The sequence below is a fragment of the Candidatus Nitrospira neuquenensis genome, from assembly GCF_979578155.1.
The window spans coordinates 1-13,438 of the sequence record NZ_CEFZDU010000026.1 but is presented as its reverse complement, the minus strand read 5'-3'; the positions used below and the strand labels follow the sequence as shown (position 1 = coordinate 13,438).

The 13,438-nt window shown below is 69.1% G+C and carries 19 protein-coding genes; 14 read left to right on the top strand and 5 right to left on the bottom strand.

Going from position 1 to position 13,438, the window contains the following annotated elements; translation table 11 throughout:
- The coding region (locus AC1U7O_RS10635) for a caspase family protein (protein WP_479894744.1) at positions 1 to 958 on the bottom strand (958 nt) is incomplete at its 3' end.
- A gap of 292 nt (positions 959 to 1,250) precedes the next feature.
- Between AC1U7O_RS10635 and AC1U7O_RS10630 the strand changes: the two genes are divergently transcribed.
- From AC1U7O_RS10630 to alr, 12 genes are all read left to right on the top strand, one after another.
- Positions 1,251 to 1,529: a Fe(2+)-trafficking protein gene (locus tag AC1U7O_RS10630; protein ID WP_479894743.1), complete on the top strand. Its 279-nt coding sequence runs from the start codon at positions 1,251 to 1,253 to the stop codon at positions 1,527 to 1,529.
- Positions 1,530 to 1,680: 151 nt separating this feature from the next.
- Positions 1,681 to 2,136, top strand: a complete 456-nt coding sequence (locus AC1U7O_RS10625) for a bifunctional nuclease family protein (protein ID WP_479894742.1) — start codon at positions 1,681 to 1,683, stop codon at positions 2,134 to 2,136.
- A gap of 132 nt (positions 2,137 to 2,268) precedes the next feature.
- Positions 2,269 to 2,742: a bifunctional nuclease family protein gene (locus AC1U7O_RS10620; protein ID WP_479894741.1), complete on the top strand. Its 474-nt coding sequence runs from the start codon at positions 2,269 to 2,271 to the stop codon at positions 2,740 to 2,742.
- A 26-nt stretch (positions 2,743 to 2,768) separates the two neighbouring features.
- Positions 2,769 to 3,197 (top strand): 50S ribosomal protein L13, encoded by a 429-nt coding sequence (rplM, locus tag AC1U7O_RS10615; protein ID WP_479894745.1) that lies wholly within the window; start codon positions 2,769 to 2,771, stop codon positions 3,195 to 3,197.
- A 54-nt stretch (positions 3,198 to 3,251) separates the two neighbouring features.
- Complete coding sequence (gene rpsI, locus AC1U7O_RS10610) at positions 3,252 to 3,644, top strand: 30S ribosomal protein S9 (RefSeq protein WP_479894740.1); 393 nt, start codon at positions 3,252 to 3,254, stop codon at positions 3,642 to 3,644.
- A 93-nt stretch (positions 3,645 to 3,737) separates the two neighbouring features.
- Complete coding sequence (gene argC / locus AC1U7O_RS10605; RefSeq protein WP_479894739.1) at positions 3,738 to 4,820, top strand: N-acetyl-gamma-glutamyl-phosphate reductase; 1,083 nt, start codon at positions 3,738 to 3,740, stop codon at positions 4,818 to 4,820.
- 10 nt (positions 4,821 to 4,830) lie between these two features.
- Entirely contained in the window at positions 4,831 to 6,078 is a 1,248-nt protein-coding gene (gene argJ, locus AC1U7O_RS10600; RefSeq protein ID WP_479894738.1) for a bifunctional glutamate N-acetyltransferase/amino-acid acetyltransferase ArgJ, read from the top strand.
- Between the two features lie 247 nt (positions 6,079 to 6,325).
- Positions 6,326 to 7,111, top strand: a complete 786-nt coding sequence (rpsB, locus tag AC1U7O_RS10595) for a 30S ribosomal protein S2 (RefSeq protein ID WP_479894737.1) — start codon at positions 6,326 to 6,328, stop codon at positions 7,109 to 7,111.
- 49 nt (positions 7,112 to 7,160) lie between these two features.
- Positions 7,161 to 7,757, top strand: coding sequence for a translation elongation factor Ts (gene tsf / locus AC1U7O_RS10590; protein WP_479894736.1), 597 nt, complete (start codon positions 7,161 to 7,163; stop codon positions 7,755 to 7,757).
- Positions 7,754 to 8,479 (top strand): UMP kinase, encoded by a 726-nt coding sequence (pyrH, locus tag AC1U7O_RS10585; RefSeq protein ID WP_479894735.1) that lies wholly within the window; start codon positions 7,754 to 7,756, stop codon positions 8,477 to 8,479. The genes tsf and pyrH overlap by 4 nt, the downstream gene beginning before the upstream one ends.
- Positions 8,480 to 8,497: 18 nt before the next feature.
- Entirely contained in the window at positions 8,498 to 9,055 is a 558-nt protein-coding gene (gene frr / locus AC1U7O_RS10580; RefSeq protein WP_479894734.1) for a ribosome recycling factor, read from the top strand.
- A gap of 12 nt (positions 9,056 to 9,067) precedes the next feature.
- Positions 9,068 to 10,231, top strand: coding sequence for an alanine racemase (gene alr / locus AC1U7O_RS10575; RefSeq protein WP_479894733.1), 1,164 nt, complete (start codon positions 9,068 to 9,070; stop codon positions 10,229 to 10,231).
- 38 nt (positions 10,232 to 10,269) lie between these two features.
- On the opposite strand, the gene AC1U7O_RS10570 is transcribed toward alr, so the two are convergent.
- On the bottom strand, positions 10,270 to 10,578 hold the full coding sequence (locus tag AC1U7O_RS10570; protein WP_479894732.1) for an MTH1187 family thiamine-binding protein: 309 nt from the start codon (positions 10,576 to 10,578) through the stop codon (positions 10,270 to 10,272).
- Positions 10,579 to 10,602: 24 nt separating this feature from the next.
- Positions 10,603 to 11,238, bottom strand: a complete 636-nt coding sequence (locus AC1U7O_RS10565; protein ID WP_479894731.1) for a precorrin-2 dehydrogenase/sirohydrochlorin ferrochelatase family protein — start codon at positions 11,236 to 11,238, stop codon at positions 10,603 to 10,605.
- Positions 11,239 to 11,379: 141 nt separating this feature from the next.
- On the opposite strand from AC1U7O_RS10565, the gene AC1U7O_RS10560 reads away from it, so the two are divergent.
- Positions 11,380 to 11,832, top strand: coding sequence for a c-type cytochrome biogenesis protein CcmI/CycH (locus AC1U7O_RS10560; protein ID WP_479894730.1), 453 nt, complete (start codon positions 11,380 to 11,382; stop codon positions 11,830 to 11,832).
- 10 nt (positions 11,833 to 11,842) lie between these two features.
- Here AC1U7O_RS10560 and AC1U7O_RS10555 read toward each other — a convergent pair whose 3' ends face one another.
- Positions 11,843 to 12,388 carry an HNH endonuclease gene (locus AC1U7O_RS10555; RefSeq protein ID WP_479894729.1) on the bottom strand — a complete coding sequence of 182 codons (546 nt, stop codon included), beginning with the start codon at positions 12,386 to 12,388 and terminating at the stop codon, positions 11,843 to 11,845.
- Positions 12,389 to 12,555: 167 nt separating this feature from the next.
- Here AC1U7O_RS10555 and AC1U7O_RS10550 point away from each other — a divergent pair, with 167 nt between their 5' ends.
- Positions 12,556 to 12,864, top strand: a complete 309-nt coding sequence (locus AC1U7O_RS10550) for a Rieske (2Fe-2S) protein (protein WP_479894728.1) — start codon at positions 12,556 to 12,558, stop codon at positions 12,862 to 12,864.
- On the opposite strand, the gene AC1U7O_RS10545 is transcribed toward AC1U7O_RS10550, so the two are convergent.
- Positions 12,845 to 13,330, bottom strand: coding sequence for a hypothetical protein (locus AC1U7O_RS10545; RefSeq protein WP_479894727.1), 486 nt, complete (start codon positions 13,328 to 13,330; stop codon positions 12,845 to 12,847). The two genes, AC1U7O_RS10550 and AC1U7O_RS10545, sit on opposite strands and share 20 nt — an antisense overlap.
- Positions 13,331 to 13,438 lie beyond the last annotated feature (108 nt).

Below are 13,438 nucleotides of genomic sequence, written 5' to 3'. Positions count from 1 at the left end.
CGCCGAGATCCACCCCCTGGGCCGGCGGCGCGCTCAGGCTCGGCGCGCTCGGCCGCGCCGACGCCGCCCCACCGCCCGTCATCGCCAGCGGCAGCCCATTGTCGAACCGCCCCTGCAGCTCCGGATTCTGCAACCCGGTCGTGCGCCGCTTGGTCTCCCGGTACGTGTAGTCGTACAGCTCGCGCACCTGCACCAGCCCGTTCCCGTCGCTGTCCGCCGCCCCCTTCAAGCCCGTCAGCAGCGCGCAGGTGAACGCCCCGTGCCCCCCGCAAAACTGCGGCCCCTCCTGCGACCGCTCCGCCGCGCCAGCAGCCGTCAGCACCGCCACCCCGTCCTGCGCCTGCCCCATCGCCACCAGCATCCGGTTGATGTCCGCCGCGTTCGCGCTCCGCATCGCCAGCAGCGCCGAACTCGCTCCAAAGCCGCCGGCATGGCAGGCGTCCAGCAGCAGCACGATCTTGCGCACCTTGCTCCGCTGGATCTGCTTGAGCAGGTCGTCCCGGCTGATGCCCCGGTCCTCCGGCAGGTTGGCGTCCGCATCATGGGCCAAAAAGTACAGGTCCTGCCCGCTCGTGTCGGGCAGGCCGTGAAGGGCGAAGAAGAGCATCACCAGGTCCTCCGGCTGGGCCAGCCGGAGCACCTCCCCGACTTCCTTGAGAATCCGGCCCCGAGTCGCCTGGCCGTTGGTCAGCACCCGAAACTGGTCGGCCGGGATGCGGCCCTTGAACTGCTCGACGAACACGTCGCGCAGCGCTTCGGCGTCCTTGTCCGCATACCGGAGGTTCAAGTCCTTCTGCTGGTACTCCGACACCCCGACGAAGACGCCCCAGACCGAGCCGACCGCGACGCCGGTCGTCGGCGACACCATCAGGTCGCGGTATCCGGCCAGTGCGCCCGAGCCCGCCAGCCCCAGCAGAACCCCGCCCAGCGCCACCCTCCACAGGAAGGTCCGTCCCATGTCCTCCACCCCCTCACGACCGGCCACCCGCGCGAGCCCGCCGGCCCCGCCGGCAACGGCATCGGCCCAGCCGGCGGCACGGCGGCATCCTAGCCCCGGCAGCGCACAAAGGCAAGACGCTCGACGTACGCCGAATGGCGTACGTGGTCGGCCGGAGGCATGCCCGCAGGGCTTCCGCACCAGGCTACCGCTTTTTTTCCGCGGTCGGCGGTGCTACAATTCGTCCACCGCCGACCGTAAAACAAGGCGGAACGATCGCTACGCAAAAGCCCCTGCTTGGAAGGAGAGGGACATGGCGGAAGTCCAGTGCGTGAAGTGCGGAAAGGCCGGCGAACCCCTGACCGACCCGATTTTCATGGGCAAGCTGGAGGCCGAGATCAAGGCCAAGGTGTGCAAGGCCTGCTGGAAACAGTGGGAGGGGATGCGGGTGATGGTCATCAACGAGTACCAGATCAACCTGGGCGACGAGAGCGGACGCGAGCTGGTCAAGAAGCACATGCGGTCGTTCCTGAACCTCGGCGAAGCGGTGGACAGCTCCAAGGTCGCCGAGAACTACAAGCCGGTCCAGTAACCGGCCGGTCGCCGCTCGACCGCGAACCGGCCGACGCCGCGCCCCAGCGGCCCGACCTCCGTTTCGTTGACAAACCCTCGAAATCGGTGGTAGAGTGCACCACTTCGCGAGGCGGAGCGGGCTGTGCCATGGGCGGTTTCGAGGGCCTGCCATGCTGACCCAGTTGAAAGTGCGGGGGCTGATGTTCGACCCCTACCACAACGCGTACATCGTCGCGCTCAAGGATGAGGAATCCTCCGAGATCCTGCCGGTTTGGGTCGGCAAGGCCGAGGCCAACGCCATCCATCTTGCCCTGGAGGGGCCGCCGCCCCCGCGACCCATGACCCACGATCTCCTCAAATCGGTCCTCGACGCCGTGGATGCGAAGCTGATCAGCGTCGTCATCACCGACCTCAAAGAGAACACCTACTACGCCAAGTTGCACCTCATGTACGAGGATGCGGAGTACGCCGTGGATTCGAGGCCGAGCGACGCGATCGCGCTGGCGCTCAGGACCAACAGCCCGATCTTCGCCCGGGAGGAGGTGTTCCGCAAGCAGGCCTCCGAGGAGTTGGACCAGTGGCTTGAGAACCTCAAGCCCGATGACTTCGGCAAGTCGGAACCGTAACGGCCGGATGGAACACGCCCCCGCCTCTCAGCTTCCGGGTGAACCTGTGGCGTCGGATCGAGCGGCGTCGGATTCGGCCGAGCCGGTCGGCGGCGCACGCCGCCGCTCGAAACCGGTCGAAGGGTTTCGCCCATGAACGGCGGCGCCTCGGATCTCGTGCGGCTGACCGTGCACGGGGTCGTCACGGACCAGAACACGGAAGCCCAGGTCGTCGTCCTCCGCATCGAGCAGGAGCAAGAGGTGTTGCCCATCTGGGTGGGTCCGGCGGAGGGCGAGGCCATCAAGCGCGGCCTGGACGGGACGCCCAGCGCAAGACCGATGACCCACGACCTGCTGCGGAGCCTGACGCAGCATTTGGGCCTCAAGGTCGCCAAGGTCGTGATCACGGAGGTCAGGAACAACACCTATTACGCCTCGATCCACCTTCTCTGCGGAGAAACCGGCCGGACGGTGGATTCCCGACCCAGCGACGCGATCGCGCTGGCATTGCGGACCGGCAGCCCGATCTACGCCACGCGCGAGGTCCTGCAGGAGCGCAGCGGCGGCCCGCTCGACGCCTGGCTGGAAAAGTTGGGCGCCCAGCACCCGGGCAAGTTTGAAGTCTAGCGGCACAGCAACGGAGAACGATGACGATGAAGACCTACCTGGCGAAGCCGGCCGAAGTGAACCGCAAGTGGCACGTGGTGGACGCGAACGGCAAGACCCTGGGACGCCTGGCGGCCCGGGTGGCCGGCATCCTCCGCGGCAAACACAAGCCCACTTTCACCCCGCACGTGGACACGGGCGACCATGTCGTGATCATCAACGCGGACAAGGTCCGATTGACGGGCGACAAGCTCCGCTCCAAGACCTATGTCTCTCACACCGGCTATCCCGGCGGCTTGAAGTCGGAGAGCGCCGAGCACCTCCGGGCGCGGCGCCCCACGGAGCTGCTCACCCGGGCGATCCGGGGAATGCTCCCCAAGAATTCGCTGGGCCGGCAGATGGCCAGGAAACTGCGGGTCTACGCCGGGCCCGACCATCCGCACCGGGCCCAGGGCCCCGAGGCCCTCGCGCTGTAAGCCCGGAACGAGAACACCGCCCCACTGACCTTGTGAAGGAGGCTTGACACGAGCATGGCTGTCGCGCAGCAGTACGCCACCGGGAAACGCAAATCCGCCATCGCCCGGGCCTGGGTGGCGCCGGGATCGGGAGAGCTGGTCGTCAACGGCCGGCCCTTGGAACACTACTTTCCCCGGCCGTCGCTCCGGACCATGATCCAGTACCCGCTCGAGGTGTCCGGGCTGATGGGCAAGTGCGCCGTCCGCGCGACCCTTTGCGGCGGAGGGCCGACCGGCCAGGCCGGCGCCCTCCGCCACGCCATCGCCCGCGCCCTCGTGACCATGAACCCCGCGCTGCGCGAGGGCCTCAAGAAGGAGGGCCTCCTGACCCGGGATTCGCGGGTCAAGGAACGGAAGAAGTACGGCCAAAAGGGCGCGAGGAAGCGCTTCCAGTATTCGAAGCGGTGAGGTCTCCCGCGCCGGGGAGTGAAAGGGAAGGCCTCAGGGCCTTCCCTTTTTTATGCGCGGGACGGGGCGCACGTCCCGTCGGGAGGCACGACGGTGGGCGGTCCGAGCGGATCCATCAGTGTGGCGGTCGTGGGCGCGAGCGGGTACGTGGGCGGCGAGTTGCTGCGCCTGCTGGCCGGCCATCCCCGGTTCACGGTCAAGACCGTCACGTCGGAGAAGTCCGCCGGCGCGCCCGTCGCCTCGGTGTTCCCCAACCTGAGCGGCGCGGTGCTCCAGGACTTCGAGGCCCTCGACCCGGAGGAGGTCGCCTCGCGTTGCGACGCGGTCTTTCTCGCGCTCCCCCACACCAAGTCGCTGGCGCCGGTCGCCGCCTGCCGCGCCGCCGGCAAGCCGGTCGTGGACTTGAGCGCGGACTACCGACTGAAGGACGCCGCCGCCTACGAGGCCTGGTACGGCACGCCCCACCCCCATCCTGTCCTCTTGCGGGAGGCGGTCTACGGGCTGCCCGAGCTGCACCGGGACGCGATCAAGCAGGCCCGCCTCGTGGGCTCACCGGGCTGCTACCCCACCGCCGCCATCCTCCAGTTGGCCCCGCTCCTCGCTCAGGGGCTGGTGGAACCGGACAGCCTCGTCGTCGACGCCAAGTCGGGCGTCTCCGGGGCGGGCCGCAGCCCGGCCCTGTCCTACCACTTCCCGGAGGCGCATGAGGCCTTGGAGGCCTACAAGGTCGGCGCGCACCGCCACATTCCGGAGATCGAGCAGGAGCTGGCGCTCGTCGCCGGCCGGAGCGGCGCGGGGGCCGACGCCGAGCCGGTCCGTGTTGCCTTCACCCCGCACCTCGTCCCGATGAACCGCGGGATCCTGAGCACCGCTTACGCCAGGCTGCGCCGGCCGCTGGACGGCGCCGCGTTGGACGAGCTGTACCGAACCTTCTATAAGGGCGAGCGGTTCGTCCGGATCATGGACCGCCGGACCGCGGCCAATCCCCGTCACGTGCGGGGGTCGAACTACTGCGACCTTTCCGTCTACGCGGACGCGCGGACCGGCTGGGCCATCACCGTCGCCGCGCTCGACAACCTGGTCAAGGGCGCCGCCGGCCAGGCCATCCAGGCGATGAACCTGATGCTGGGGCTGCCCGAGGAGACCGGCCTGACCGCGCCCCCCCTCTTTCCGTGAGCAGCCCGGGATGACGAGCCGCCCCCACGCCACGCCGGCCCGACCCGCTCGGATCCAGAGACTTCGCGGGGGCGTAACCGCCCCGGCGGGCTTCCTCGCGACCGGCGTGCACGCCGGGCTCAAGAAGCCGGGCCTGCTGGACCTGGCGCTGGTGGTGTCCGAGCGCGAGGCGGCCGCCGCGGGCGTTTTCACCAGAAACCGTGTGGTCGCCGCGCCGGTCCTCCTCGACCGCGCCCATCTCCGCGGCGGGCGCGGCCGCGCTATCCTCGTCAACAGCGGGGGCGCCAACGCCTGCACCGGCGCGCGGGGTCTGGCGGACGCCCGCGAGATGGCCCGCCTCGTCGCCGCGGCGCTGGGGCTCGACCTGCGCACCGTCTACGTCGGCTCGACCGGGGTCATCGGCCGGTTCCTCCCGATGCCGCGCATCCGGCGGGCCATCCCCCTGCTCGTGGGCGGTCTCAGTCGCCGGGGCGGACGGCGGGCGGCGCAGGCCATCATGACCACCGACCGCCGGCCCAAGGAGGTCGCGGTGCGGGCCCGCATCGCCGGACGCACCGTCACGATCGGCGGCATGGCCAAGGGTTCCGGCATGATCCATCCGGACATGGCCACGATGCTCGCCTATCTCACGACCGACGCCGCGATCGAGCCGCGGACGCTCCAGCGGGTGCTGTCCGCAGCGGTCGACCGGAGCTTCAACCGCATTTCCGTGGACGGCGATACCTCCACCAACGACACGGTCCTCTGCCTCGCCAACGGCGCGGCCGGCAACACGCTCCTCCGGAACGGCTCGCCCGGCCTGGCTCGGTTCCGGCACCTGATGGAGGAGGCCTGCCGGTCCCTCGCGATGCAGATCTGCCGCGACGGCGAAGGCGTCACCAAGGTCGTGGAGATCGCCGTCACGGGGGCGCGCACGGCGGCGGACGCCAGGCGGATCGCCCGCACAGTGGGGACGTCCTGCCTGGTGAAGACGGCGCTGTTCGGCGAGGACGCCAACTGGGGCCGGATCATGGCGGCGGTCGGCCGGGCCGGCGTCCGGATCGTCCCCGATCGGATCACCCTGGCCTTCGGCGGCATCCCGATCTTCCGCGGCGGCCGGAGCCTCGGCCGCGCCGTCGAGCGGAAGCTGGACGCCGTCGTCCGCCGACGGGAGTTCACGATCTCCATCGGGCTGGGGCAGGGGGCCGCCGCCGCCAGCCTCTGGACCACCGACCTGTCCTACGACTACGTCCGCATCAACGCCTCGTACCGGAGCTAGATAGATACCCCAGGCGGCCTTGAAATGGCTTCCCGACTGTGATAGCGTGCCAAGGCTCTGAAGGGACAACGGTTCCGCGTCGGCGCAGCCGGACGTCGGAACCACGGGTCAAATCCACGTTGGCGTGTCGGGCACGCCACTCGGCTTGGGAATAAGGGGAGCAAGACCTCTCGCCCGGACGTCCGTCGCGGCCGTCGTCGCACGGGGACCCCGGGTGCTCCGCAAGCTAAGGAAAGGAGGTGAACGGATGGGCGCCGTCACGATCAGGGAACTGCTGGAAGCCGGAGTGCATTTCGGCCATCAGACGAACCGCTGGAACCCGAAGATGAAGCGGTACATCTTCGGGGAGCGCAACGGCATCTACATCATCGACCTGCAGCAGACGGTCCAGCGCTTCGACGCGGCCTACAACTTCGTCCGGGACACGGTGGCGGCCGGCGAGGCGGTCCTCTTCGTGGGCACCAAACGCCAGGCGGTGGAGCTCGTCGAGGAGGAGGCCAAACGCTGCCGGATGCCGTACGTCAGCCAGCGCTGGCTCGGCGGCATGCTGACCAATTTCCAGACCATCCGCCGGAGCATCGAGAAGCTCAAGAAGTTCGAGTCCGCCCTCACCGACGGTACGCACGAGCGGCTGACCAAGAAAGAGGTCAGCCAGATGGAAAAGGAGCGGCTCAAGCTCGACAAGATCCTCTGCGGCATCAAGAACCTCAACAGCCTGCCCGGCTGCGTCTTCGTCCTGGACACCAGAGTCGAGCGCATCGCGGTCCAGGAGGCCAACCGCCTCGGCATCCCGGTCGCCGCGATCGTGGACACCAACTGCGATCCCGACGGCATCGACTACCCGATCCCGGGCAACGACGACGCCATCCGTTCGATCAAACTCATCGCCTCCCGCATCGCCGACGCCTGCATCGAGGGCGCGCACCTGCGCACCCAGCGCGAGGAGGGCGAGCGGCCCGAGGGCATGGTCATGATGGACATGCGCGGGGGAAGGCCGGCGGCCGTCGGCGTGGAAGGGGTCCCGGCGAGCTGACCGCGGGCGGAGAACGGACGGGCATCAGCCAACGAGGAGACGAGACGGCATGGCGGGCAACAGCGCACTGGTGAAGGAGCTCCGGGAGAAGACCGGGGCGGGCATTCTGGACTGCCAGAAGGCCCTGAACGAGACGGGCAACGACATCGAGCGGGCGATCGAGCACCTGCGGGAGAAGGGCCTGGCCGCGGCGCAGAAGAAAGCCGGGCGCGCGACCAACGAGGGTCTGGTGTCGGCCTACATCCACCCCGGCGGGAAAATCGGCGTGCTGCTGGAGGTCAACTGCGAGACGGATTTCGTGGCGCGCAACGAGGAGTTCCAGGCGCTGGTGAAGGACCTGGCCCTCCAGATCGCCGCGGCGAACCCTGCCTTCGTCAAGCGGGAGGACGTCCCCGCCTCCTTGCTGGAGAAGGAGAAAGCGATCTACCTGGCCCAGGCCAAGGAGATGGGCAAGCCGGAGCCGGCCTGGCCCAAGATCGTCGAGGGGAAGGTCGAGAAGTTCTACCAGGAGAGCTGCCTGCTCGAGCAGGCCTTCATCAAGGATCCCTCCGTCGTCATCAAGGACCTGCTGGCGCAGAAGATCGCCAAGATCGGCGAGAACATCACCGTCCGGCGCTTCACCCGGTACCAGTTGGGCCAAGAATGAGCGAGGTCAAGTACCGTCGGATCCTGCTGAAGATCAGCGGCGAGATCCTGGCGGGCGATCAGGGATACGGCATCCAGCCGTCGGTGTTGGACGCCGTCTCCGACGAGGTCGTCGAGGTCGCGGGCCTGGGCGTGGAGGTCGCGATCGTGATCGGCGGCGGCAACATCTTCCGCGGCATCGCCGCCAGCGCGCGGGGCATGGAGCGGGCTTCCGCCGACTACATGGGCATGCTCGCCACCATGCTGAACGCGCTCGCGCTCCAGAACGCCCTCGAACGCCGGGGCATGAGCACCCGGGTCCAGTCGGCCATCGAGATGCGGCAGCTCGCCGAGGGCTACATCCGCCGGCGGGCGATCCGTCACCTGGAAAAGAAGCGGGTCGTCATCTTCGCGGGCGGTACGGGCAACCCCTACTTCTCCACCGACACGGCGGCCGCCCTGCGCGCGATGGAGATCGGGGCCGACGTGATCATGAAGGGCACGAAGGTCAACGGCATCTACGAGGCCGACCCCGTCACCCACCCCACCGCCAAGATGTTCCCCGAGCTGCCGTTCCTGTCCATCATCAACCAGAAGCTGAAGGTCATGGACTCGACCGCGATCACCCTGTGCATGGACAACAACCTGCCCTTGATCGTCTTCAACCTCAAAGAGGAAGGGAATCTGAAGCGGATCGTCCTCGGGGACCGGATCGGCACGCTCGTGACCGCCGCCGGCCGCTGATCCGCAGGGGGTGCAGCCATGTCGAGCGCGACAAAACAGAAGATGGCCGAGCGGATGGAAGGCGCGGTCGAGCATCTGAAGCGGGAGCTCAGCGGCCTACGGACCGGCCGAGCCTCGCTGGGCCTGCTCGACCAAGTCAAGGTGGACTACTACGGCGCGCCGACGCCGCTCAAGCAGGTCGCCAACCTCTCCGTGCCCGACCCCCGCACCATCACGATCCAGCCCTGGGAACCGACCATGCTCAAGGAGATCGAAAAAGCGCTGCTGGCCTCCGGGCTCGGCCTGACGCCCTCCAACGACGGCAAGCTGATCCGGATCCCCATCCCGCCCCTGACCGAGGAGCGCCGCAAGGAGCTGATCAAGCTTTGCAAGAAGTACGGCGAGGAGGCGAAGGTGCACCTGCGCACCCACCGCCGAGACGCCAACGACGAGCTCAAGCGCCTGCACAAGGAGGGCACGCTGTCGGAGGACGACCTCCGGCGGGCCGAGGCCGAGACCCAGAAGACGACCGACCAGTACGTCCACAAGGTGGACGAGATCCTCAAGAAGAAAGAGGAGGAGATCCTCACCGTCTGAAAGGTGGTCCCCGTGACCGATCCCCGTCCGGCGGACCCAAGCCCCTCCGCCCTCGACCTGCCGCTGGTCCGCGCCCTCATCGACCTCGACGCGCTCCGACACAACCTGGCCCAGGCGCGCCGCCGCCTCGCGCCCTCCTGCGCGGTCCTCGCCGTCGTGAAGGCGGACGGCTACGGGCACGGTGCGGTCGCCGTCTCGCGGACGCTCGTCCGGCTGGGGGCGGCGGCCCTCGCCGTCGCCACGGTGCAGGAGGGGGCCGTCCTGCGGGAGGCCGGCCTCGCCGCGCCGATCCTCCTCCTCGGCGCTCTGCTCCCCCACCAGTATGCCGACCTCGTCGCCTACCGGCTGACGCCGGTGCTCCACGACCGGGACGCGGCGGCTGGGCTCGCGGCCTATGCGGCGGCGAAGGACCTGGCGTGGCCCGCGCACATCAAGGTGGAGACCGGCATGGGCCGCCTGGGGTTGGCGCTGGAGGAGGTGCCGCTCCTACTGGAGTCGGGCTGTTTCGAGCGCGGGCTCCGCCTGGAGGGCGTGATGACGCACCTGGCCGACGCGGACGGCGACGATCCCGCGTACACGAGGAGCCAGATCGAGCGCTTCCGCGCCGTCCTGGACCGGCTCGCCGCGGCCGGCCGGACGCCTCCCCTCGTCCACGCCGCGAACAGCGCGGCGATCCTGCGGTACCCGGAGGCCCACTTCACCGCCGTCCGGCCCGGGCTCATGCTCTACGGCTACCACACGCTCCCCGCCCCGCCGCCCGGCGTGGAGCTTCGGCCCGTCCTGACCCTGGCGGCGACGGTCGTCCAGGTGCGGACGCTGAAGCCCGGCGAGAGCGCGAGCTACAACCGGAGCTTCGTCGCGCGGCGTACCACCCGCCTCGCCGTCCTGCCCGTCGGCTACGCGGACGGCTACGACCGGGCGCTCTCGGGCCGGGGGAACGTGCTGATCCGCGGCCGGCGCGCGCCCGTCTGCGGGAAGGTCTGCATGGACATGACGCTGGTGGACGTGACGGACGTGCCGGAAGCGCGGGCGGGCGATGAGGCGGTCCTCATCGGTCGGCAGGGGGAGGACGCGATCACGGCGGCGGACCTGGCGGACTGGGCCGGCGCGATCCCCTACGAGGTGCTCTGCGGCATCGGCCCGCGCGTGCCCCGTCTGTGCCGGGAGACCCCGTGACCGGACGGCGCGAGCCGCGCGCTCGGACCCGCCCGCGCTCAGGTCTTGAGTTTCTTCCGCAGCCGCTTCTCCACGCTGGCGACCTTGCCGGAGAGTCGGCCGCGATGCCCCCGGCGGTAGTCCACCTTGATCGTGCAGGAGATGCGGCGGCAGTCCTTCTTCATCCGCTCGAAGCAGCGCCGGACGACCTCGAACACCTCGTCCCACTCGCCTTCCAGGACCGTCCCCATCGGGTTCAGTCGGTAGTCCACCCCGCTCTGGTCGACGATCTCCAGCGACCGCGCCACGTACCGACCCACGCTCTCCCCCTTGCCCAGGGGAGACATGCTGAATTCCAACAACACCATCGGTTCCTCGTCGTCTCCGCCGAGTCAGGTGGCCTGCTCGGCCTTCCGCTCCGACCACGCGGCGGGATACTCGATCCGGCCGGCGAGCTTCAGCCCGGCCACGGCCTCGCGCAGGCGGGCGCGCCGCTGCGCCGGGTCCGGCTCCGCCTCCTTCGTCTCCTCCCGCAGGGCGGCGAGCCAGTCGAGGAAGCGCGAGAATTCCTCGTCGAACACCCCCTCCAGCTCCTGCCGCAGGCGGCCGGCCAGGGCCGGGGCGACGCCGCTCGTCCCGATCGCCACGCGCAGATGCCCGCGGCTGAGCACCGCCGGCAAAAAGGCGTTGGAGTATTCCGGCTGGTCCACCGAGCAGAGCAGGAACCGCTCCTTCTGCGCCAACTCCAGGAGCGAGCGCGAGAAGTCCGGCTCGTCCCGTAGGGTGTTGACGACCACCACGACGCCCTGCGCGTCGGTCGCGCGGAAACGCCGGACTCGGTGAAGAATCTTGGCCGAGGCCGTCAGCTTCCTGAGGGTGTCGTTGAGCGTCGGGCTCACGACCGTCACCTTGGCGCCGGCGTCCAGCAGGCGCAGCACCTTGTCGGCCGCCTCGTCGTCGCCCCCCAGTACCAGACAGGGCCGGCCCTGCACATCGAGCGAGATGGGAAATCCCGGGTTCGCAGCCATCAGCGTCCTCCTGCGGCGATCGGCGCCGTATCATACCGCAGCGCCGCGCCGCCGTAAACGGGCCGGCGCGCGCCGCCCCTTCCCCCGTACGCGGCCAGCCCTGTATAATGCCGCCCGCACGCATCAAGGAAAGGAGCGACCGTGGCGATCGAATCCCTGCGCGTGGTCGGGATGGCTGGCGCGATCATCGGGCTGGCGGGCGTCGCCGCCTATCTTGGGCTGGCCCACGGGTGCGAGAAACCGACGGGCGACGGGAGGATCGCCGGCCGGGTGGCGATCGCCCCGGAGCTCGCCGGCAAGGTCGCCCCGACCGACGTGCTCTTCGTGATCGTCCGTCGGCCGCAGGGCCCGCCGCGCCCCCTGGCGGTCAAGCGGGTCGACTCGCCGCGGTTCCCCGTCGCCTTCGAGATCACCAACGCCGACGTGATGATGAAGGGCTCGGAGCTGCGGGGCATGGTGGAGGTGGTCGCCCGACTGGACAAAGACGGGGTCGCCGGACCGGCTCAACCCGGCGACCTGGAGGGGGAATTCGCGAAGAACCCGACGCTGGCGGGGGCGAGGGACATCGAGATCGTGCTCGACAAGGTCCGCTGAGCCCCGCGGCTCAGCCGGCCGGACTATCCTCGTCCAGCTCCATGTTCCAATAGAGATAGTCCCGCCAGCTTTCCGGCGCGTTGCGGATGCCGATCGTGATGGTGACGGTGGGGGTCCAGCGGGGCTTCACCGGCCTGCGCATGAGGCGCATGCCGGCCTCCTCCGGCGTCCGCCCGCTCTTGCGGTTGTTGCACCGCCAGCAGGCGGTCACGATGTTTTCCCAGGTCTTCTTCCCGCCCTTGGCGATGGGCACGACATGGTCGAAGGTCAACTCCTCCGTCCGAAACTTCTGCCGGCAGTACTGGCACGTGTAGCCATCCCGCGTGAAGATGTTGATGCGGGAGAACTTCACGGCTCGGTGGCTGTCCTTCAACCGCACGAGCTTGAGCAGCCGCATCACGGCCGGCAGCTTGATCGTGATGGAGACGCCCTGGATGTCCCGGTCGTAGACCTCCAGCACCTCCACCTTGCCCTGCCAGAGGAGGGAGATGGCCTTCTGCCAATGGACCACGCGAAGCGGCTCATAGGTCGAGTTGAGCAGCAGCGTCAGCTCCATAACGTTTCCCAAGGCTCCGCAAGAATCTCCGCCTCGGGACAAGGCGGATTGCGTAGTGTATGCCACACTCATGCCCTGAAATCAAGCGGCCGAGCCGGCCGGTTTCTCCCCCCTGCACGGCGGGAAAGTCCGGCCGCGCGGCCGCGCCGCTCATGGAAGGGGAGGTCATGCCGAACCTGATCACCGTCGCGAAGTTGTCCCAGGTGCCCCCCGGAACCTGTCTTGCGGTCGAGACGGAGCAGGCCGCGGTCGCCTTGTTCAACGTGGACGGGCGGCTCTATGCCCTCGACAACTGCTGTCCGCACGCGGGGGGGCCGCTGGGCGAGGGCACCCTGGACGGCAGGATCGTCGAATGCCCGTGGCACGGCTGGCGGTACGACGTCAGGACCGGGCTGCGGCCCGAGAACCCGCAGATCGCGGTGGCTCGCTACGAGGTGCTGGTCGAAGGCGACGAGGTCAAGGTGGTCCTGCCCTGACGGAAGGCCCAGGGTCCGGTGACGGCGGCATGAGGTCGGTCGCCGGCAGGCTGGCCGGCTCGACCGATCGTCCGGCGAGGTTGACCCGCCAGACGTATTCCCGCTCGTACCACTGGCTGGTGCCTTCTTCCCGCATGATGACCCGGACCAGATAGGTGTTCGGCCCTTCTTTCTTGACCCGCCACTGGTCCAGTCGGACGCCGAGGCCGCGTGCGGCCCGGCGCTTCACCCGGTCGTTGATGGCCTGGAGGATGGTGGGGGCGTCCAGCGCGCGATGGGTCTGGACCAGGGCCAGCGCCTCCGCGGCCTGGGGATCGGCCATGGGGTTGAGGCTCGGGGGCTTCCACAGCCAATACGCGGCCCCGCCGGCGACCAGCAGAACGGCCGCCGCATAGTGCAGGAGCCTGCTCCACGACGGCCGCTCGGCCCGCGCCCCGTTCGTCCCCCCGGACTGTTCCCCGCGCATCGGCCCTCCCCTCGACGCGGTCGAGCATAGTCAGCGCATCGCAACCGTGTCAACCGGGCGTATTGAGTCATCTAAAATCTTACCGAGAGACAGATCGTTGCGTCATTT